Genomic DNA, 18,734 nt, shown 5'->3' with positions numbered 1-18,734 from the left:
ACCAGCCTGCCGGGGCATGGCGCACAGGTCGATTACCCCTGACGTCATGCCCCGGAGCGCCGGGCGGGGGGCGCCGGGGGTCAGATCGTCGACGTGTCGATCACGAAGCGGTAGCGGACGTCGCTCGCGACGACCCGCTCGTACGCCTCGTTGATCTGCTCCGCGCCGATCACCTCGATCTCGGCGCCCAGGCCGTGCTCGGCGCAGAAGTCGAGCATCTCCTGGGTCTCGGCGATGCCGCCGATCATCGAGCCGGCGAGGGTCTTGCGGCCGCCGATGAGGGAGAAGAGGTTGAGCGCGACGGGCTCCTCGGGGGCGCCGACGTTGATCAGGGCGCCGTCCGTCTTCACCAGGCCCAGGTAGGCGCTGAAGTCCAGCGGCGCCGAGACGGTGGAGATGATCAGGTCGAAGGTGCCGGCGAGCGCGGTGAAGGTCTCCGGGTCGCTCGTCGCGTAGTAGTGGTCGGCGCCCAGCTTGAGGCCGTCCTCCCGCTTCTTCAGCGACTGGCTGAGCACGGTCACCTCGGCGCCGAGCGCGTGGGCGATCTTGACGCCCATGTGGCCGAGGCCGCCCAGGCCGACGATCGCGACCTTCTTGCCGGGGCCGGCCTGCCAGTGGGCGAGCGGCGAGTAGAGCGTGATGCCCGCGCAGAGCAGCGGCGCGGCCTCGTCGAGGGCGATGCCCTCGGGGATGCGCAGCGTGTAGTTCTCGTCGACGACGATGTGGGTGGAGTAGCCGCCGTAGGTCGGCTCGCCGCTCTTGTCGAGCGCGTTGTACGTGCCGGTCATGCCCTGGGTGCAGTACTGCTCCAGGCCCTGGCGGCAGTAGGCGCACTCCCGGCAGGAGTCGACGAAGCAGCCGACGCCGACCCGGTCCCCCACCTGGTGCCGGGTGACCCCGGCGCCGACCTCGGTGACGATTCCGGCGATCTCGTGGCCGGGGACCATCGGGAAGATGCCCTCGCCCCAGCCGTCGCGCGCCTGGTGGATGTCGGAGTGGCAGATGCCGGCGTACTTGATCTCGATGAGGACGTCGTGCTCCCCGACGGGGCGGCGCGGCACGGTGGTGCGCTCCAGCGGGGCGTTGGCGGCGGGTGCGGCGTATGCGGAAACGTGCGTGGTCATGGTGGCAAGCCTGCCGGAGCCGTACGACATCACCCAGCCACCTGTTCTGCCTACGACCGGCGTGCCTACCACTGGCAGGGTCAGGAACAGACGTCCGTCCGTCCGCCCCTGCGCCGATAATGGGGTCGTATGGACCGTCGTGTGGACCTCAGTGCCGAACTCAGCGAATTCCTGCGCTCCCGGCGGGCCCGGCTGAAGCCGCAGGACGTGGGCCTGCCCGAGTTCGGGCGGCACCGGCGCGTCCCCGGGCTGCGCCGGGAGGAGCTGGCGCAACTGGCGGGCGTGTCGGTGGCGTACTACACCCGGCTCGAACAGGGCAACGGGCGCAATGTCTCCATGGAGGTCCTGGACGCGATCGCGCGGGCGCTGCGGCTGAGCGACACCGAGCGGGCGCATCTGACGCATCTGGCGAAGCCGACGGTGAAGAAGCGGCAGCGGGCGGCGATCGCCCGTCCGCAGCGGATCCGCCCGGGGCTCGCGCACCTTCTCGACTCGATGGACGGGGTGCCCGCCTTCGTCCTGGGCCGCCGCCTCGACATCCTGGCCTGGAACCGGATGGCGCGGGCGCTGCTCGGCGACTTCGCCGCGTGGGAGCCGGACGAGCGCAACATGGCGCGGATGATCTTCCGTGATCCGAACGCGCGCGACCTGTACATCGACTGGGAGTGCAAGGCGATCGAGGTCGTGAGCGTGCTGCGGCTGTACGCGGGCTGCTACCCGGACGATCCGCAGCTGCTCGCGCTCGTGGGCGAGCTGTCGGTGAAGAGCGAGGAGTTCCGCTCGCTGTGGGCGGCGCACACGGTGACCGACAAGGGGCACGGCACGAAGCGCTTGCGGCATCCGCTGGTGGGCGAGTTGACCCTGTCGTACGAGTCGCTGAAGGTGGCCGGGGACGATCCGGACCTGGTGCTCGTGACGTACCACGCGGAGCCGGGGTCGGCCTCGGCGGACGCGCTGCGGCTGCTCGCGCAGTGGGGTGTGGACGAGCCCGCCGACGTACGGGAGTAGTGCGGGAGCAGGGAAGAGACGGGACGAGGCCCCCTCCGTGTGGAGGGGGCCTCGTCCGTACGCCTACTGGCTACTGCCTACTGCCTGCCGGCGGGGGGTCAGACCGCCGAGCCGGCCTTCCAGTCCGCCCAGCTCAGGTTCCAGCCGTTGAGGCCGTTGTCGGGGGCGATCGTCTTGTCCTTGGAGTTCTTGACGATCACGACGTCACCGACGATCGAGTGGTCGAAGAGCCAGGCGGCCTGCTGGTTCGGGTCGCCGGCGCCCTTGGCGTCGTTCAGGCCGACGCAGCCGTGGCTGGTGTTGGCCGAGCCGAAGATCGAGTCCGGGCCCCAGTAGTTGCCGTGGATGAAGGTGCCGGACGTCGACAGACGCATGGCGTGCGGCACGTCCTTGATGTCGTACTCGCCCTTGCCGTCGTCGTCGGTGAAGCCGACCGTCGCGCCGTTCATCCGGGTCTCCTTGAACTTCTCGGAGATCACCATCTGACCGTTGTAGGTCGGGTTCTCCGGGGAGCCGGCGGAGATCGGGATGGTCTTGATCGTCTTGCCGTCCTGGGTGACCGTCATGGTCTTGGTGGCGACGTCGACGGTGGAGACCTGGTTGCGGCCGATCTTGAAGGTGACGGTCTTCTGCTGGACGCCGAAGACGCCGTCGGCGCCCTCGACGCCGTCGAGTTCCAGCTTCAGCGTGACGGTCGAGCCCTCGGTCCAGTAGTCGTCGGGGCGGAAGTCGAGGCGCTGGGAGTTGAACCAGTGCCCGACGACCTCCTGGCCGGAGCTGGAGGTGACGGTGATGCCGCCCTGGACGGCCGCCTTGTCGGTGATCGCCTTGTTGAAGTTGACCGAGACGGGCATGCCGACGCCGACGGTCGAGCCGTCCTCGGGGGTGAAGTTCCCGATGAAGCTGTTGGCCTGCGAGACCGTCGTGAAGGAGGAGTTCTCGTGCGCCTCCAGGCCGGCCGCGTCCGTGGCGGTGGCCGCGATCTTGTAGACCGTGGCGCGCTTGAGCTGCTCGGTCGGCTTCCAGCTGAGGCCGTCGGCCGCTATCTCGCCCTTGACCGCGCCGCCCTCGGCGGAGGTCATGGTCACGTCGGTGAGCTTGCCCTCGGCGACGGTGACCTTGGCGTCGTTGTTGATGGACGCGTTCTGCGTGCCGGTCTTGGGCGCGATGGTGATCTGCGCCTTGGACGTCTTCGCCGCTTCCGCCGCCTCGTCGACCTGGGACTGTGACGGTGGCGTCGCGGAACCGGAGGCGCTGCCGCCCGTGTCGCCGTCGTTGCACGCCGAGAGCACCAATACGCCGCCGAGCACCGCGGCCGCGACCGCCAGGCTCTTGCGGCGCTTGCCGTCCGTCATCACACGCATCTCCATCGTCGCCGATTCCCTGCCAACACTTACCTGCATACCCATGACACCCCGTCCGGTTCCGGAACCGGACGCTTTGTGGGGAACGCCACTGATCGACACGCACGGGTGGTGCGTCCGGTTCCCGGAGCCGTACGAAAGGCCCCGGGACGCCGTCCCGGGGCCTGTGATCAGGGTGTCTTCCGGCCTTGCGGCCGGTTCTCGCCCCTACGGCCGGTCGTCGTCCCCCTGGTCACCGTCTTCGGTGTCCTCGGTGTCCTCGGTGTCCTCGGTGTACTCATCTTCCTCGCCCAGGTCCCACTCCAGGGCATCGGGGTCGTACACGACCTCCTCGGTGCTCCAGGAGGCCTGGACCATCTCGATCCCGGGGAGGTCGCGGATCAGGTCGAAGGGCTCGACGAGATGGGCGAGGGCCTCGGCGCTGTCCTCGCGGGCGGCGGCGCGGGCCTGGACGCGCTCCTCCTCCGGCATGAACTCGTCGGTGTCGATCCGGCGCTCGGCGGCCTCGGTCAGCTCTGCCGGGCCGTCGACCTCCAGGACGACATCGACGCGAAGCCGTACATAGCGTGCTGTCTCGGAATTGCTCATGTGTCGGAGCGTAGGGTCCGGGGGCTCCCGGCTTTCCCGCGACCCGCTGTTTTCATTAGCATCGACGCACCGACCCAATGCGCGGTTTCCGCAAGGGAGATCGAAATTTCCGTGTCCTCCGCCCGACGCCCCCTCCTGACCGCCACCGCGGCGGGGACGCTGCTCTGTGCCCTGTGGTTCGTGCCGTCCGCCAACGCCACCGACGAGCCGGGCGGGGTACGGGTCGGGGTGACCCAGAACGACCCGTCCGCACTCACCGACCGCCTCGCGGAGACCGGGAACCTGGACACCACGCCGTATCTGCTCGGCGGGACGGGATTCCTCGGCGTCGGTGCCGGATTCGTGGCGCTGGCGATGCGCCGGCAGGGCCGCGCTTCCTGAGGCTCGCGCCTCCTGGGGCTCGCGCCTCCTGGGGCTCGCGCCTCCTGGGGCTCGCGCCTCTTGATGCTCGCGCACGCGGCACCCTCACGTACGGGCACACACCGACGCCCCCGAACGTGACGGAGGGCCCGCTCCCGGAAGCCGGGGGCGGGCCCTCGTCGCGTACCTCGTGCGGTGCTTACGCCAGCGGGCCGGTGACCGGCTCCACCGCGGCGAGCAGCTTCCCCTCGCGGACGAAGGTGTCGGCGGCCGCCAGGTCGGGGGCGAGGAAGCGGTCCGGGCCGGGACCCTCGACGCCGGCCGCGCGCAGCGCGTCGATGGCCGCCTTGGAGGCGGGCGCCGGGGTGAGACCCTCACGGAGCTCGATGCCCCGGGTCGCCGCGTACAGCTCGACCGCGATGATCCGGTTGAGGTTGTCGATCGCGGTGCGCAGCTTGCGGGCGGCGGACCAGCCCATGGAGACGTGGTCCTCCTGCATCGCGGAGGACGGGATGGAGTCGGCGGAGGCCGGGACGGCGAGCCGCTTCATCTCGCTGACCAGGGCGGCCTGCGTGTACTGAGCGATCATCAGGCCCGAGTCGACGCCGGCGTCCTCGGCGAGGAACGGCGGCAGGCCGTGCGAGCGGTTCTTGTCGAGGAGCCGGTCGGTGCGGCGCTCGGCGATCGAGCCGAGGTCGGCGGCGGCGATCGCGAGGAAGTCGAGGACGTACGCGACGGGGGCGCCGTGGAAGTTGCCGTTGGAGGCGACACGGCCGTCGGAGAGGACGACGGGGTTGTCGACGGCGGCGGCGAGCTCGCGCTCGGCGACGAGCCGGGCGTGGGCCATCGTGTCGCGGCCGGCGCCGGCGACCTGCGGGGCGCAGCGCACCGAGTAGGCGTCCTGCACGCGGGGGGCCTCGCCCGCCTGGGCGTGGCCGGTGAGGCCGGAGCCCTTGAGCACGGCCAGCATGTTGGCGGCGGCGGCGGCCTGGCCGGGGTGCGGGCGGATGGCGTGGAGCTCGGGTTCGAGGACCTTCTCGGTGCCGAGGAGGGCTTCGAGGGAGAGCGCGGCGGTGATGTCGGCCGACTTGTAGAGGGTGTCGAGGTCGGCGAGGGCCATGACCAGCATGCCGAGCATGCCGTCGGTGCCGTTGAGGAGGGCGAGGCCCTCCTTCTCCTTGAGCTCTACGGGGGCGATGCCGTGCGCGGCGAGGAGCTCGCCGGCGGGCTTCAGGACGCCGTCGGGGCCTTCGGCGTCTCCTTCGCCCATCAGGGCGAGCGCGCAGTGGGAGAGCGGGGCGAGGTCGCCGGAGCAGCCGAGGGAGCCGTACTCGTGCACGACCGGGGTGATGCCGGCGTTGAGGACGTCGGCCATGGTCTGCGCGACCTCGGGGCGGACGCCGGTGTGGCCCGAGGCGACGGTCTTCAGCCGCAGGAACATCAGCGCGCGCACGACCTCGCGCTCGACGCGCGGGCCCATGCCGGCGGCGTGCGAGCGGACGATGTTGCGCTGGAGCTGGGCGCGGAGCTCCTGGCTGATGTGGCGGGTGGCGAGCGCGCCGAAGCCGGTGGAGACCCCGTAGACGGGTTCGGGCTTGGCGGCGAGCGCGTCGATCACGTCCCGGGCGGCGGCGAGGGCGCGCACGGCCTCGGTCGACAGCTCGACGCGGGCGCCGTGGCGGGCGACGTCGATGACGTCCTGCGGGGTCGTGCCGGACGTGCCGAGGACGACTGTCTGCATATCCATATTCAGCACCCTACGGATTGAAGACCGACCTGTCACTAGGCGATTTCGTCACCGGCTCGACGGGGGACGACCCCTTACCGGGTGACCCTGGGCGAATCGGTGATCGTCGGCGGGGTTCCAGTCTGCCGCCCGGGGGCGCCGACGGCGCAGGACGCGCGCCGCGCGGCGGGGGCGGAGTGGGGCGGCGGGGGCGGTGAGGGAGGTGAGGGCGGCGCAGGGCGCTTCGGGGGCGGGCCGGGTGGCCCCCGGGGGTCCGCCGGGCTTCCGCACGGCCCCACCGACCCCGCAGAGGCCCGCACGGCCCCGCACAACGCCACAGCGGAGCCCCACGGAGCTCCACACTGCCCTCGCACGCCCCGCACTTCCCTCGCACGCCCCGCAACGGCCCCGCACTCCCCACACTGCCCTCGCACGCCCCGCACACCCCGTCTCACGGCTCACGAGGCGGACCCTCCGGCGGCGGCACCACCGGCGGCGCGTCGCGGAAGCGGCGGCGGTCGCGGGCGCCCGGCGGGGCGTCGGCGAGGCGGATGACCGTGCCGTCCCGGCCCGCCACGACCGGCTTCGCCGAGCGCGCGGCCTTCGCCTGGTACTGGGCCGCGTCGGCCAGCCGGAAGAGGCGGCGCGCCGACCTGAGCGGGCCGATGGGGTCACCGGTGGACGCCACCCCGCAGGCCACGCCCTCGCCGAGCTCCAGCTCCGCCGCCCGTACGCAGAGCTCCTCGGCGACCGCGACCACCTCGTCCGCCGTCGGGCCGACCGTGAGGAGGCAGAACTCGTCGCCGCCGAGGCGGGCCGCGAGGGCGCCGGGGAGCCGCGCCCCGCAGCGGGAGAGCACGGAGCCGAAGCGTTCGAGGAGCCGGTCGCCGACCGCGTGGCCGTGGGTGTCGTTGACCCGCTTGAGGCCGTTGAGGTCGCAGACCAGCAGGCTCACGACGGAGGCGTCGAGCCGGTAGCGCTCGATGGCCTCGTCGAGCCGGGTGTCCACGGCCCGCCGGTTGGCGAGCCCGGTGAGCGGGTCGGTGAAGGCCAGTTTGCGGACCTCCTCCAGACGCTCCGCCTGGGCGATGCCGGCCGCGACGACCGCCGCGAGGACGGTCGCGAAGTCGGCGTCCGCGCGGGTGAAAGGTTTCTCCTCGGGCGGCCTGGCCACGTACAGCTCACCCCAGGCCCGCCCGTGCAGCACGATCGGGGCGACCACGCAGCAGCCCCGCCCCCGCCTGCGGAGGCCGACCACGCGGCCGGTCGGGACCCGGTCGGTCGCGGTCTCCACCCAGGCGTCCGGCTCGCCGCCGCCCGCCCACTGCTCGTGCAGGAACTCGGTGATCTCGGGGAACTGGTGCACCGGGTACGTCTCCGAGTCCGGGAACTCCTCCTCGCCCGCGGCCCGCTCCCCCGCGTTGACCAGGACCTTCAGCCGGCCGTGGTCCCGCTCCCAGACGGACAGGGCCGCGAAGCTCCCGTCGAGCCCCTCACAGGACCCGAGCGCCGCCGCCCGCCAGAACTCACGTGGAGTGTGCGCCGCCGCCATCCCCTGCGCCAGCGCCACTACGGCCCGCAGCCGCACGTCCTCACCCATTCCTCCAGCTTAGGGAGGTTTGACACGTTTTCCCCTGCGAGACGTCACAGAAAGTGACATCTCGCGCAAATAGGGACGGAAACAGGAACCGGGAGGGGGCGCGTCACAAACTCACGGGGTCACTCCCCCGGCCACTCCGGCTTCCGCTTCTCGTTGAAGGCCGCCACGCCCTCCGCCCGGTCGCCCGAGAAGGCCACCGACCGCCACGCCGCGTCCTCGACCTCCAGACCGGCCCGCAGGTCCAGGCCCTGGCCGAGCCGCATGGCCTTCTTGGCGGCGCGCAGCCCGACCGGCGAGTTGGCCGCGATCCGCCCGGCCAGCTCCAGGGCGGCCGTCCGCGCGTCCTCCTCCAGGAGGTCGACGAGCCCGAGCTCGCGGGCCTCCGTCGCCTCGACCCGGCGGGCCGTGAAGACCAGCTCGGCGGCGCGTGCCGCGCCCACCCGGCGCGGGAGGAGCTGCGTACCGCCACCGCCGGGGATGACGCCCACCGAGACCTCGGGGAGGCCGACGACGGCGGTCGCGTCGGCCACGATCACGTCGCAGGCGAGGGCGAGCTCGAAGCCGCCGCCGAGGGCGAAGCCGTGCACGGCGGCGACGGTCGGCATCGGCAGTTCGAGGACGCCGGTGTAGGCGGCGCGGGCGGTCGGGCGCTGGCGGACGAGCTCGGCGTCGGTGAAGGAGTTGCGCTCCTTCAGGTCGGCGCCGACGCAGAAGGCCCGGTCGTTCGAGGAGGTCAGCACGGTGACGCGGACGGCGGGGTCGGCGGCGAGCGCCTCGCAGGCCGCGCCGAGGGAGCGGGCCATCTCGGAGGAGACCGCGTTCATCGCCTTGGGGCGGTCGAGGACCAGCTCCGCGACGTGCCCCTCCCGCCGGACCACCACGAACTCGCCAAAACGCTGCTCGGACATGCCGCACACCCTCCCGATCCGGGCCTGTTAACGGCTGTTAACAGGCGTTCACGGGGGAATCCTAGGTGGGGCGGCGGCTCAGGAGCCAGGGCTCCACGACACCGAGGCCTCGTACCGGCCTCTGCCACATCGGCTGGAGGGCGAAGCGGTACGTGGCGACCGGGCGGCCCTCCTTCTCGGCGCGGGACGCCTCCTCGGCCGCCTCCGCCTCCGAGACGGGCGCGTCCCCGGCCCTGGACAGCTCCTTCGCGAGGGCGCCGTCGACGAGGACGGCGTCCTTCGGGGCTATGGAGGTGAGGCGGCTCGCGAGGTTCACCGTCGTACCGAAGACGTCGCCCATGCGGGTCGTCACCGTGCCGAAGGCGATGCCGACGCGCAGGGCGGGCATCGTCTCGTCGTTGCTGAGGGTGTCGATGAGCCGGAGCGCGATCTCGGCGGCGGTGCCGGGGTCGTCGGCGCAGTAGAGCACCTCGTCGCCGAGGGTCTTGATGAGCCGGCCGCCGTGCGCGGCGACGAGGTCGGCGCAGGTCGTCTCGAAGGCCTCGACGAGCTCGCCGAGCTCCTCCTCCTCCAGGCGACGGGTGAGGCGGGTGAAGCCGACGAGGTCCGCGAAGCCGACGGCGAGCCGGCGGTCGACCATCTCCTCGTCATCGGCCGCCTGGACGACCCGGCCGGTGGCGGCGGCGAGCTGCCGGCGCCACACGTAGATGAGGAACTCCTCCAGCTCGGGCAGGAGCAGCTCGACGAGGGGGTACGTGACCTCGGTGCGGGTCATACCCGGCTCGGGCGGCTCGGTGAGGCCCTCCAGGAAGGAGTCGATCTGCCACTCGGCGAGCCGGGCGGTGGTCTGTCCGGTGGAGCGGGCGACCTGTACGGCCATCGGCTCGCTGAGCAGCCCGGCCTCGACGAGGCCGGCGAGGCGGCGCAGCGCGAGGACGTCGGCCTCGGTGAGCGCCTTGGCCTGGCCGATGTCGGCGAAGCCCATCGCACGCCAGAAGCGGGAGGCGAGCTCCATGGAGACGCCGGCCGTGCGGGCGGCCTGGAAGGGGGTGTAGCGGCGGTCCGCGCCGAGGATGAGCTGTTCGAGGCGGATGGCGAGGGGGTCGTCGCTCGGCTCCGCCGTGTGATCGACCTCGTGGTGGGGGGTGGGGTACGTGGGCGGCTCCGTTCCGCCACCCGCGTTCGCGTCGTCGACGGTCACCGGCCGCCTCCTGCCCGTTCCCTGCCCACTTGTCCTGCCGATCTGTCGCCTGGATCGCGCTCCACGATACGACAGGTGTGGAATGGCTCACGCCTGAACGGCGAGCCATTCCGTCCCATTGCCGCTGTTTGACCCGTACGTGGCCCGTGTCCGGGCCGTGCCGGGCCGCCCCGGACACGGCCGGTGTCCTGGCCGTGCCCGGGGCCTGCCGGTACTCCTCCGCCCTTCCTACTCCGTCGGGCGGGTGTCCGCAGGTGGAAGTCAGGCGGGTGTCCGCAGGTGGACGATGTCGCCGGCGCCGACCGCCTCGGTGCCGCCGCCCTCCGTGGCCACCACGAGGCGTCCGTCGCCGTCCAGGGCGACCGCCTCGCCCTCCAGCATCCGCTCGCCCGGCAGGTCGGCCCGCACGCGGCGGCCGAGGGTCGCGCAGTCGGCCGTGTAGGCCGCCTGGAGGCCGGAGGCCTCGGGGTCGCCGTCGGCCCGTACCCAGTCCCCGTACCACTGGTCGAGGGAGCGCAGGACGGCCCGCAGGAGGGTGTCGCGGTCGGTGGAGACCGCGCCGGCGAGGAGGAGGGAGCCGGCCGCCGGGACGGGGAGCTCCTCCTCACGGAGCGTGACGTTGATGCCGAGGCCGACGACGATGCCGTCCTCGCCGGCCCGCTCGGCGAGGATGCCGCCGGTCTTGCGCTCCTCGCCGCCGATGGAAACCAGCAGGTCGTTGGGCCACTTGAGGGAGAGGTCGACCCCGGCGGACTTCGCGAGCCCGGTCGCGGCGGCCACGCCCGTGAGCAGCGGCAGCCAGCCCCAGCGGTGCACCGGCACGTCGGGCTTGAGGAGGACGGAGAGGAAGAGCCCGGAGCGGGCGGGCGCCGTCCAGCTGCGGTCGAGGCGGCCGCGGCCGGAGGTCTGCTCCTCGGCGACGAGCACCGCGCCCTCGGGCAGCTCGTCGGCGCGGGCGGCGAGGTCGCTGTTGGTGGAGCCGGTGGTGGTGACCACGTCGAGCGAGGTCCACAGCCCGTCGGGCTGCACCAGCGCGCGACGCAGTGCGGGGGCGTTGAGCGGGGGCCGGTCGAGGTCGGACCAGGGTCCGCCGGAGGCCTGAGAGGACGTCATGCAAGTCAGACTAGGTGTGGCAAAGACCGCACTGCGCGGCCGTATCCGCGCCGATACGCTACGGGTCAGTAGCTCAGCAGTAGCCCATTCGTAGTCAACGAACCCCCCGTGACCAGGCAGGGAGCCGCATCCCGATGTCCGAGCCGGCAGAGCAGCACGAGATCGACATTCACACGACCGCAGGCAAGATCGCGGACCTCAAGCGCCGCATCGACGAGGCCACGCACGCCGGCTCGGAGCGCGCGGTGGAGAAGCAGCACGCGAAGGGGAAGCTGACCGCGCGCGAGCGGATCGCCCTGCTCCTCGACGAAGGGTCGTTCGTCGAGCTGGACGAGCTCGCCCGGCACCGGTCGACCAACTTCGGCCTGGAGAAGAACCGCCCGTACGGGGACGGCGTCGTCACCGGCTACGGCACGGTCGACGGGCGCCCGGTGGCCGTCTTCTCGCAGGACTTCACGGTCTTCGGCGGTGCGCTCGGCGAGACGTACGGCCAGAAGATCATCAAGGTGATGGACTTCGCGCTGAAGACGGGCTGCCCGGTCATCGGCATCAACGACTCCGGTGGCGCCCGCATCCAGGAGGGCGTGAGCGCGCTCGGCATGTACGGCGAGATCTTCCGCCGCAACACCCACGCCTCCGGGGTGATCCCGCAGATCTCCCTGGTCGTCGGCCCGTGCGCGGGCGGCGCGGTGTACTCCCCCGCGATCACCGACTTCACGGTGATGGTGGACCAGACCTCGCACATGTTCATCACGGGCCCCGACGTCATCAAGACGGTGACCGGCGAGGACGTGGGCTTCGAGGAGCTGGGCGGCGCGCGGACGCACAACTCGACCTCGGGCGTGGCCCACCACATGGCGGGGGACGAGAAGGACGCCATCGAGTACGTGAAGTCCCTGCTGTCCTACCTGCCGTCGAACAACCTCTCCGAGCCGCCGGCCTTCCCCGAGTCCGCCGACACCGAGGTGACGGACGAGGACCGCGAGCTCGACACGCTGATCCCGGACTCGGCCAACCAGCCGTACGACATGCACAAGGTCATCGAGCACGTCCTCGACGACGGCGAGTTCCTGGAGACGCAGGCGCTGTTCGCCCCGAACATCGTGACCGGCTTCGGCCGGGTCGAGGGCTTCCCCGTCGGTGTCGTCGCCAACCAGCCGATGCAGTTCGCGGGCTGTCTCGACATCAACGCGTCCGAGAAGGCCGCGAGGTTCGTCCGGACGTGCGACGCCTTCAACATCCCGGTGCTGACCTTCGTCGACGTGCCCGGCTTCCTGCCGGGCGTGGACCAGGAGTACGGCGGCATCATCCGGCGCGGCGCGAAGCTGATCTACGCGTACGCGGAGGCCACGGTCCCGCTGATCACGATCATCACGCGGAAGGCGTTCGGCGGCGCGTACGACGTCATGGGCTCCAAGCACCTGGGCGCGGACCTGAACCTGGCGTGGCCGACCGCGCAGATCGCGGTGATGGGCGCGCAGGGCGCGGTGAACATCCTTCACCGCAGGACGATCGAAGAGGCGGGAGACGCAGACAAGGCAGCGGTGGAGCGGGCGCGGCTGATCCAGGAGTACGAGGACACCCTGCTCAACCCGTACACGGCGGCCGAGCGCGGCTACATCGACGGTGTGGTCATGCCGTCGGACACGCGTCCGCAGATCGTGAAGGGGCTGCGTCAGCTCCGCACGAAGCGGGAATCCCTTCCTCCGAAGAAGCACGGCAACATCCCGCTGTAGATCCCGCTGTAGCCCCGTACGCGCGCCGAAGGAGCCGCTGTGATCAAGGTCGTACGAGGAAACCCGACACCGGAGGAGCTGGCCGCCGCACTGGCGGTGGTCCAGGCCCGGGCCGCGGCCACGGCGGCGGCGTCCGCCGAGGGTGGCGGCCCGGCGATACCGGAGGGGTGGTCCGATCCCTCCCGCATCGCACGGGCGGTACGTGCCCGGCCGGGCCCGCGGGCCTGGGCCAGGTCGTACTGGCCCGTGTAGCACTCCAGCCGTCGTCGACGGTGAAAGGCCGGACCCCGTGTGCGGGGGGTCCGGCCTTTCGCGTGCCCGGTGCGAGGGGCTCACGCACGGCGGAGGAAGAGGCCGGCGAGTACGGCTCCGGCGGCGACGATCGCGGCGTTGACGAGGACCGCGAGGCCGATGCCGTCGAGGAGCACGGGCGCGGTGACGACGACGGCGCTCATGATCGGCGTGCCCATGGTGATGCCGACCTGCTGGGTCATGGTCGCGAGTCCGGTCGCCATGCCCTGTTCGGTGTCGGGGATGCCCGAGGTGGCGGTGACCATGAAGCCGACGATCGCGAGCATGTTGCCGACGCCGCCGGCGAAGGTCGCGGCGAGCAGGAGCCAGAGGCTGCCCCGGTCGTCGCCGAGCCCGTACAGGGAGAGGGTGGCGGCCGCCTGGAGGAGTCCGCCGGTGACGAGGGCGGAGCGGGCGCCGAAGCGGCCGATGAAGCGGGAGGCGAACACACCGCCGAGGATCGTGCCGGCGCCGAGGACGCCGAAGGAGAGGCCGGCGGCGAGCGGCGAGAAGCCGAGGACGTCCTGGAGGTACAGGGTCATCAGGAAGACCAGGGAGGTCTCGGTGACGAAGGCGACGAGCCCGGCGAGGTTGCCCCAGACGACGGTGCGGCGCCGCAGGACGTGCACGGGGACGAGCGGTGAGGCGGCCCGCCGTTCGACGAGGACGAAGGCGGCGAGGAGCGCGGCGCCCGCGGCGAGGGCGGTGAGCGCGGCGGGGTCGGTCCAGCCGTGTTCGCCGGCGACCGTGAGGCCGTAGACGAGGGCGAGGAGTCCTCCGGTGACGGTGATCGCGCCGGGCACGTCGAGGCGGGGGCGGACGGCCGGGCGGCTCTCCGTGAGGACGGCCGGGGCGACGAGGAGGACGGCGAGGGCCACCGGCACGTTGACGAGGAAGGCCCAGCGCCAGGAGAGCAGGTCGGTGAGGACTCCGCCGAGGATCGCGCCGGTGGTGAAGCCGGCGGACATGAGGGCGCCGTTGAGTCCGAGCGCCTTGGCGCGCAGCGGGCCCTCCGGGAAGGAGGCGGTGAGCAGGGAGAGCCCGGCGGGGGTGACGGCGGCGGTGGCGAGTCCCTGGGCGACCCGGGCGGCCATGAGCATCTCGGGGCCGGTGGCGAGTCCGCCGACGAGGGAGGAGACACCGAGGAGCGCCATGCCGCCGAGGAAGAGGCGGCGGCGGCCGACGAGGTCGGCGACGCGCCCGAAGAGGAGGGTGAAGCCGGCGGCGGCGAGGGCGAAGGCGGTGGCGATCCACTGGAGGCCGCCGAGGGTGAAGCCGAGTCCCTGGCCGATGACGGGCAGGGCGACGTTCAGGATCGAGAAGTCGACGGCCAGCATGAACTGGGCGAGGAGGAGGACGACGAGGACGAGTCGCATCCGGCCGGTCATACGGTCGGGGGTGTGACGGGGCGTGCCGGAGGTGCGGTCCGTGGCGGTGGGGAGATCGAGGGAGACCATGCGTACGACCCCTTAATGGGAAGCAAGTTCCGTTAAGATGTCCCGTACCGTAGCAGAGTCGAAGGCCTTAATGGAACAGGAGACCCGTTTGACTGAGAGCCAGCCGGCCTCGCCCGGCACCCTGCGCCCCGGCGGCCGCACCGCGAAGGTCCGCGGGGCCGTACTCGACGCCACGCGGGACGCCCTCGCGGACACCGGCTTCCACGCCCTGAACATGGACCGGATCGCCGCGAGCGCCGGCGTCGGCAAGACCACCGTCTACCGCCGCTGGGGCTCCCCCGTCGGCCTCGTCACCGACCTCCTGCACGACATGGCGGAGCAGTCCCTGCCCGCCGCCGACACCGGCTGCCTCGCGGGCGACCTCCGGGCCAACGCCGAGCTCGTAAGGTCCACCCTCACCGAGCCGCGGATGGGAGCCGTCTTCCGCGCGGTCATCGCCGCGGCCGCCTGCGACGAGGAGTGCGCCCGCGCGCTCGCCGGCTTCTACCGGACCCGGCTCGCCGAATGGGCGCCGGTCGTCGCCCGGGGCGCGGCACGCGGCGAGATCCCGGCGGACACGGACCCGGTGGAGCTGCTCCGCGCCGTCTCCGCGCCGCTCTACTACCGCTTCGCCGTCACCCACGAGGAGCTCGGCGGGGATGTGGCCGAACGGGCCGCGGCGGCGGCGCTCGCGGCGGCGCGCGCCGGGGTGTTCCGCAGCGCGTAACCGCCGGTCCACGAGCGGCCGCCGGTCCGCGAGCGGCCTTCCGGTCTCCGCGAATAGTCCTTCGGAACGGGGGCGCTTGAGTATCCGTACTCAGGCGCCACGCGCGCCCCACCCGGAGGATCGGAGCATGTTGTGGTCCGACCCGAAGAACGAGCCGCCGAAGTTCATGCGCGAGATGCAGGCGATGCTCCGCCGTGCGGGCGTGATCCTCGCGCTGGCGATGGTGGTGGAGATGATCGTGGTCAGCGCGCGCTAGACGGCGTCTTGGCTACGCTGCCCCCATGACTGCTGATCCGCGCCGTGTCGTGCTCGCCTCCGCCTCCCCCGCCCGGCTCGGGCTGCTCCGGCAGGCCGGCATCGCTCCCGAGGTGATCGTGAGCGGTGTCGACGAGGACAAGGTCCACGCCCCGACCCCGGCCGAGCTCGCGCTCGCCCTCGCGGAGGCGAAGGCCGCCCATGTGGCCGCCCGGCCCGAGGTGTTCGGGGCGCTCGTCATCGGCTGCGACTCGGTCCTGGAGCTCGACGGGCAGGCCCTCGGCAAGCCGGCCGACGCGGAGGAGGCCACCGCCCGCTGGAAGACGATGCGCGGCCGGGTCGGCATCCTCCAGACCGGTCACTGCGTGTACGACACGGCCGCCAAGCGCTACGAGTCGGCGACGGCCTCCACCGTGGTCCGCTTCGGCTCGCCGACGGACGAGGAGATCGCGGCGTACGTGGCGAGCGGCGAACCGCTGCACGTGGCGGGCGCGTTCACCCTGGACGGGCGCTCGGCGCCGTTCATCGACGGCATCGACGGGGACCCGGGCAATGTGATCGGCCTGTCGCTGCCGCTGCTGCGCACGCTGCTCCGGAAGCTGGACGTGGGGATCACCGACCTCTGGACCTGAGCCGCCGGGCGCGTCAGGCGGGCGTCGGCACCCCGTCGGGGGCGTCGGCGTCCGCCCCGCTCCCCTCCCCGTCCGCCTTCCCGCCGTCCTTCCCGTACGCCACCAGGGTGAGGACGACGAGTCCGACCACCGCCATCAGGAAGGCGAACGCGCCCCAGCCGATCAGGCCGACGGCGACCGCGCCGAGGATGCCGTGCACGACGGCGCAGCCGATGAGCAGCCCCCGGCCGAAGCGGCCCGGGCGGCGGTCGCGGAGGCCCGCGAGGAGGGCGACGAGGCCGCAGAGGAGGAGGGCGACGCCGGAGCCGATGCCGAGGCCCCAGGTGCCGGCGACCATCGCGTCCGGGTCCATGCCGTCGAGGGACATCGACTGGATTTCCAGGAAGCGCGCCATGACGGCGTTGATCGCGACGATTCCGGGTGCCTCGAGGAGGAGCACCGCCGCCGTCACGAGGGCTATCGGTCTGCGGGCCACCTCGGCCACCCCCTGGATTCGACTGTTACCGACAGTACGATCGACAGCGCGAAGGCTACTGGCCGGTAAACCTCCGGACAAGAGTTCGCGCACGGGGGGCGGTGGCGCACCGCTCGGCAAAGAATCATCGACCCATTCGTAGGGACCCGACAAAGAAACCCGAATGGCGACTGGCCGGACGAACAGAGACCTGCGCCACACCTCGGAGCTACTGTGCCGTAAAGGAACCCTGCGTACCGTGGTGCGACAAGGGAATTCACGACCCGAGCGGGCCCGGGGTCACGCTCCGTGTGGGCAAGCTCACCACTGGGGACGGGTCGAAAGGCCGTGTCGGCAGTCCCTAAACTCAGCTTGTTTCAAGGAGGGAGCCATCGTGCGCAAGGTGCTCATCGCCAACCGTGGCGAAATCGCTGTCCGTGTGGCCCGGGCGTGCCGGGACGCGGGTATCGGCAGCGTGGCCGTGTACGCCGATCCGGACCGGGACGCTCTGCATGTCCGGGCGGCTGACGAGGCGTTCGCTCTGGGCGGTGACACTCCGGCGACCAGTTATCTGGACATGGCCAAGGTGTTGCAGGCCGCGAAGGACTCGGACGCGGACGCCGTCCACCCCGGTTACGGGTTCCTCTCCGAGAACGCGGAGTTCGCGCAGGCGGTCCTGGACGCGGGTCTGATCTGGATCGGTCCGCCGCCGCAGGCGATCCGCGACCTGGGCGACAAGGTGGCGGCTCGTCACATCGCGCAGCGCGCGGGCGCCCCGCTGGTCGCCGGCACCCCCGACCCGGTCTCCGGCGCGGACGAGGTCGTGGCGTTCGCGGAGGAGCACGGGCTGCCGATCGCGATCAAGGCCGCGTTCGGTGGCGGCGGTCGTGGTCTGAAGGTCGCGCGGACCCTGGAAGAGGTCCCCGAGCTGTACGACTCCGCCGTGCGCGAGGCCGTGGCCGCCTTCGGTCGCGGTGAGTGCTTCGTGGAGCGCTACCTGGACAGGCCGCGTCACGTGGAGACCCAGTGCCTGGCCGACACCCACGGCAACGTGGTCGTCGTCTCCACCCGTGACTGCTCGCTCCAGCGCCGCCACCAGAAGCTCGTCGAGGAGGCCCCGGCCCCGTTCCTGACGGAGGCGCAGAACGCCGAGCTGTACGCGGCGTCGAAGGCGATCCTGAAGGAGGCCGGCTACGTCGGCGCGGGCACGGTCGAGTTCCTCGTCGGTACGGACGGCACGATCTCCTTCCTGGAGGTCAACACCCGCCTCCAGGTCGAGCACCCGGTGACCGAGGAGGTCACCGGCATCGACCTGGTCCGTGAGATGTTCCGGATCGCCGACGGCGAGGAGCTCGGTTACGGCGACCCGGCGGTACGCGGTCACTCCTTCGAGTTCCGCATCAACGGCGAGGACCCGGGCCGCGGCTTCCTGCCCGCCCCCGGCACGGTCACCGTCTTCGACGCGCCCTCGGGCCCCGGTGTCCGTCTGGACGCGGGCGTCGAGTCCGGCTCCGTCATCGGCCCGGCCTGGGACTCGCTCCTGGCCAAGCTGATCGTCACCGGCGCCACCCGCGAGCAGGCGCTCCAGCGCGCCGCGCGCGCCCTGGCCGAGTTCAAGGTCGAGGGCATGGCCACCGCCATCCCCTTCCACCAGGCCGTCGTCGTCGACCCCGCCTTCACCGCCGACCCGTTCCGGGTCCACACCCGGTGGATCGAGACGGAGTTCGTCAACGAGATCAAGCCGTTCGCGCCGGCCGGTGCGGACGCCGACGAGGACGAGTCGGGCCGCGAGACGATCGTCGTCGAGGTCGGCGGCAAGCGCCTCGAGGTCTCCCTGCCGTCCTCCCTCGGCATGACGCTGGCCCGTACCGGGCTCGCGGCGGGTGCCAGGCCGAAGCGCCGGGCGGCGAAGAAGTCCGGCCCGACCGCCTCGGGCGACACCCTCGCCTCGCCGATGCAGGGCACGATCGTGAAGGTCGCGGTCGAGGAGGGCCAGGAGGTCAAGGAGGGCGATCTCATCGTCGTCCTTGAGGCCATGAAGATGGAGCAGCCCCTCAACGCCCACCGCTCCGGCACCGTCAAGGGCCTGAGCGCCGAGGTCGGCGCCTCGGTCACCTCCGGCGCCACCATCTGCGACATCAAGGACTGACCGTCGCACCACGTACGGTACGAAGGGCCCGCAGGCACCCGCCTGCGGGCCCTTCGTCTCGG

The 18,734-nt window shown here is 71.9% G+C and carries 18 protein-coding genes; 8 read left to right on the top strand and 10 right to left on the bottom strand.

Annotated elements, in window-relative coordinates:
* Window positions 1-80: 80 nt before the first annotated feature.
* Complete coding sequence (locus OG361_RS25215) at window positions 81-1,124, bottom strand: NAD(P)-dependent alcohol dehydrogenase (protein ID WP_405857015.1); 1,044 nt, start codon at window positions 1,122-1,124, stop codon at window positions 81-83.
* Window positions 1,125-1,253: 129 nt separating this feature from the next.
* On the opposite strand from OG361_RS25215, the gene OG361_RS25210 reads away from it, so the two are divergent.
* Entirely contained in the window at window positions 1,254-2,132 is an 879-nt protein-coding gene (locus OG361_RS25210) for a helix-turn-helix domain-containing protein (RefSeq protein ID WP_405857013.1), read from the top strand.
* A 98-nt stretch (window positions 2,133-2,230) separates the two neighbouring features.
* On the opposite strand, the gene OG361_RS25205 is transcribed toward OG361_RS25210, so the two are convergent.
* Window positions 2,231-3,502 carry an Ig-like domain-containing protein gene (locus OG361_RS25205; protein ID WP_405857011.1) on the bottom strand — a complete coding sequence of 424 codons (1,272 nt, stop codon included), beginning with the start codon at window positions 3,500-3,502 and terminating at the stop codon, window positions 2,231-2,233.
* 201 nt (window positions 3,503-3,703) lie between these two features.
* Window positions 3,704-4,084 (bottom strand): hypothetical protein, encoded by a 381-nt coding sequence (locus tag OG361_RS25200; RefSeq protein ID WP_405857009.1) that lies wholly within the window; start codon window positions 4,082-4,084, stop codon window positions 3,704-3,706.
* Between the two features lie 111 nt (window positions 4,085-4,195).
* On the opposite strand from OG361_RS25200, the gene OG361_RS25195 reads away from it, so the two are divergent.
* Window positions 4,196-4,465, top strand: coding sequence for a hypothetical protein (locus OG361_RS25195; protein ID WP_405857008.1), 270 nt, complete (start codon window positions 4,196-4,198; stop codon window positions 4,463-4,465).
* Window positions 4,466-4,643: 178 nt separating this feature from the next.
* On the opposite strand, the gene hutH is transcribed toward OG361_RS25195, so the two are convergent.
* The 5 genes from hutH to OG361_RS25170 form a co-directional block, all read right to left on the bottom strand.
* Window positions 4,644-6,185, bottom strand: coding sequence for a histidine ammonia-lyase (hutH, locus tag OG361_RS25190; protein ID WP_384563323.1), 1,542 nt, complete (start codon window positions 6,183-6,185; stop codon window positions 4,644-4,646).
* A gap of 436 nt (window positions 6,186-6,621) precedes the next feature.
* Window positions 6,622-7,770, bottom strand: a complete 1,149-nt coding sequence (locus OG361_RS25185; RefSeq protein ID WP_405857006.1) for a diguanylate cyclase domain-containing protein — start codon at window positions 7,768-7,770, stop codon at window positions 6,622-6,624.
* A gap of 119 nt (window positions 7,771-7,889) precedes the next feature.
* Entirely contained in the window at window positions 7,890-8,678 is a 789-nt protein-coding gene (locus OG361_RS25180) for an enoyl-CoA hydratase/isomerase family protein (protein WP_405857004.1), read from the bottom strand.
* 61 nt (window positions 8,679-8,739) lie between these two features.
* Complete coding sequence (locus OG361_RS25175) at window positions 8,740-9,879, bottom strand: adenylate/guanylate cyclase domain-containing protein (protein ID WP_384563131.1); 1,140 nt, start codon at window positions 9,877-9,879, stop codon at window positions 8,740-8,742.
* 261 nt (window positions 9,880-10,140) lie between these two features.
* Complete coding sequence (locus OG361_RS25170; RefSeq protein ID WP_405857002.1) at window positions 10,141-10,992, bottom strand: biotin--[acetyl-CoA-carboxylase] ligase; 852 nt, start codon at window positions 10,990-10,992, stop codon at window positions 10,141-10,143.
* A gap of 134 nt (window positions 10,993-11,126) precedes the next feature.
* Between OG361_RS25170 and OG361_RS25165 the strand changes: the two genes are divergently transcribed.
* Both OG361_RS25165 and OG361_RS25160 read left to right on the top strand, forming a co-directional pair.
* Complete coding sequence (locus OG361_RS25165) at window positions 11,127-12,728, top strand: acyl-CoA carboxylase subunit beta (protein WP_405857000.1); 1,602 nt, start codon at window positions 11,127-11,129, stop codon at window positions 12,726-12,728.
* Between the two features lie 39 nt (window positions 12,729-12,767).
* Window positions 12,768-12,980, top strand: a complete 213-nt coding sequence (locus tag OG361_RS25160) for an acyl-CoA carboxylase epsilon subunit (protein ID WP_384563140.1) — start codon at window positions 12,768-12,770, stop codon at window positions 12,978-12,980.
* Window positions 12,981-13,060: 80 nt separating this feature from the next.
* Here OG361_RS25160 and OG361_RS25155 read toward each other — a convergent pair whose 3' ends face one another.
* Complete coding sequence (locus tag OG361_RS25155; RefSeq protein ID WP_405856998.1) at window positions 13,061-14,476, bottom strand: MFS transporter; 1,416 nt, start codon at window positions 14,474-14,476, stop codon at window positions 13,061-13,063.
* Between the two features lie 37 nt (window positions 14,477-14,513).
* Here OG361_RS25155 and OG361_RS25150 point away from each other — a divergent pair, with 37 nt between their 5' ends.
* From OG361_RS25150 to OG361_RS25140, 3 genes are all read left to right on the top strand, one after another.
* Window positions 14,514-15,182, top strand: coding sequence for a TetR/AcrR family transcriptional regulator (locus OG361_RS25150; RefSeq protein WP_405856996.1), 669 nt, complete (start codon window positions 14,514-14,516; stop codon window positions 15,180-15,182).
* 127 nt (window positions 15,183-15,309) lie between these two features.
* Window positions 15,310-15,438: a morphogenic membrane protein MmpB gene (gene mmpB / locus OG361_RS25145; protein WP_384563149.1), complete on the top strand. Its 129-nt coding sequence runs from the start codon at window positions 15,310-15,312 to the stop codon at window positions 15,436-15,438.
* 25 nt (window positions 15,439-15,463) lie between these two features.
* A complete protein-coding gene (locus OG361_RS25140) occupies window positions 15,464-16,069 on the top strand; it encodes a nucleoside triphosphate pyrophosphatase (RefSeq protein ID WP_384563151.1) in 606 nt (201 codons plus the stop codon).
* Window positions 16,070-16,082: 13 nt separating this feature from the next.
* On the opposite strand, the gene OG361_RS25135 is transcribed toward OG361_RS25140, so the two are convergent.
* A complete protein-coding gene (locus tag OG361_RS25135) occupies window positions 16,083-16,544 on the bottom strand; it encodes a hypothetical protein (protein ID WP_405856993.1) in 462 nt (153 codons plus the stop codon).
* 373 nt (window positions 16,545-16,917) lie between these two features.
* Between OG361_RS25135 and OG361_RS25130 the strand changes: the two genes are divergently transcribed.
* A complete protein-coding gene (locus OG361_RS25130; RefSeq protein ID WP_405856991.1) occupies window positions 16,918-18,672 on the top strand; it encodes an acetyl/propionyl/methylcrotonyl-CoA carboxylase subunit alpha in 1,755 nt (584 codons plus the stop codon).
* Window positions 18,673-18,734 lie beyond the last annotated feature (62 nt).

The organism is Streptomyces sp. NBC_00090, assembly GCF_045160815.1.
Classification (GTDB): Bacteria; Actinomycetota; Actinomycetes; order Streptomycetales; family Streptomycetaceae; genus Streptomyces.
This window is presented reverse-complemented; position numbering and strand designations above follow the sequence as displayed.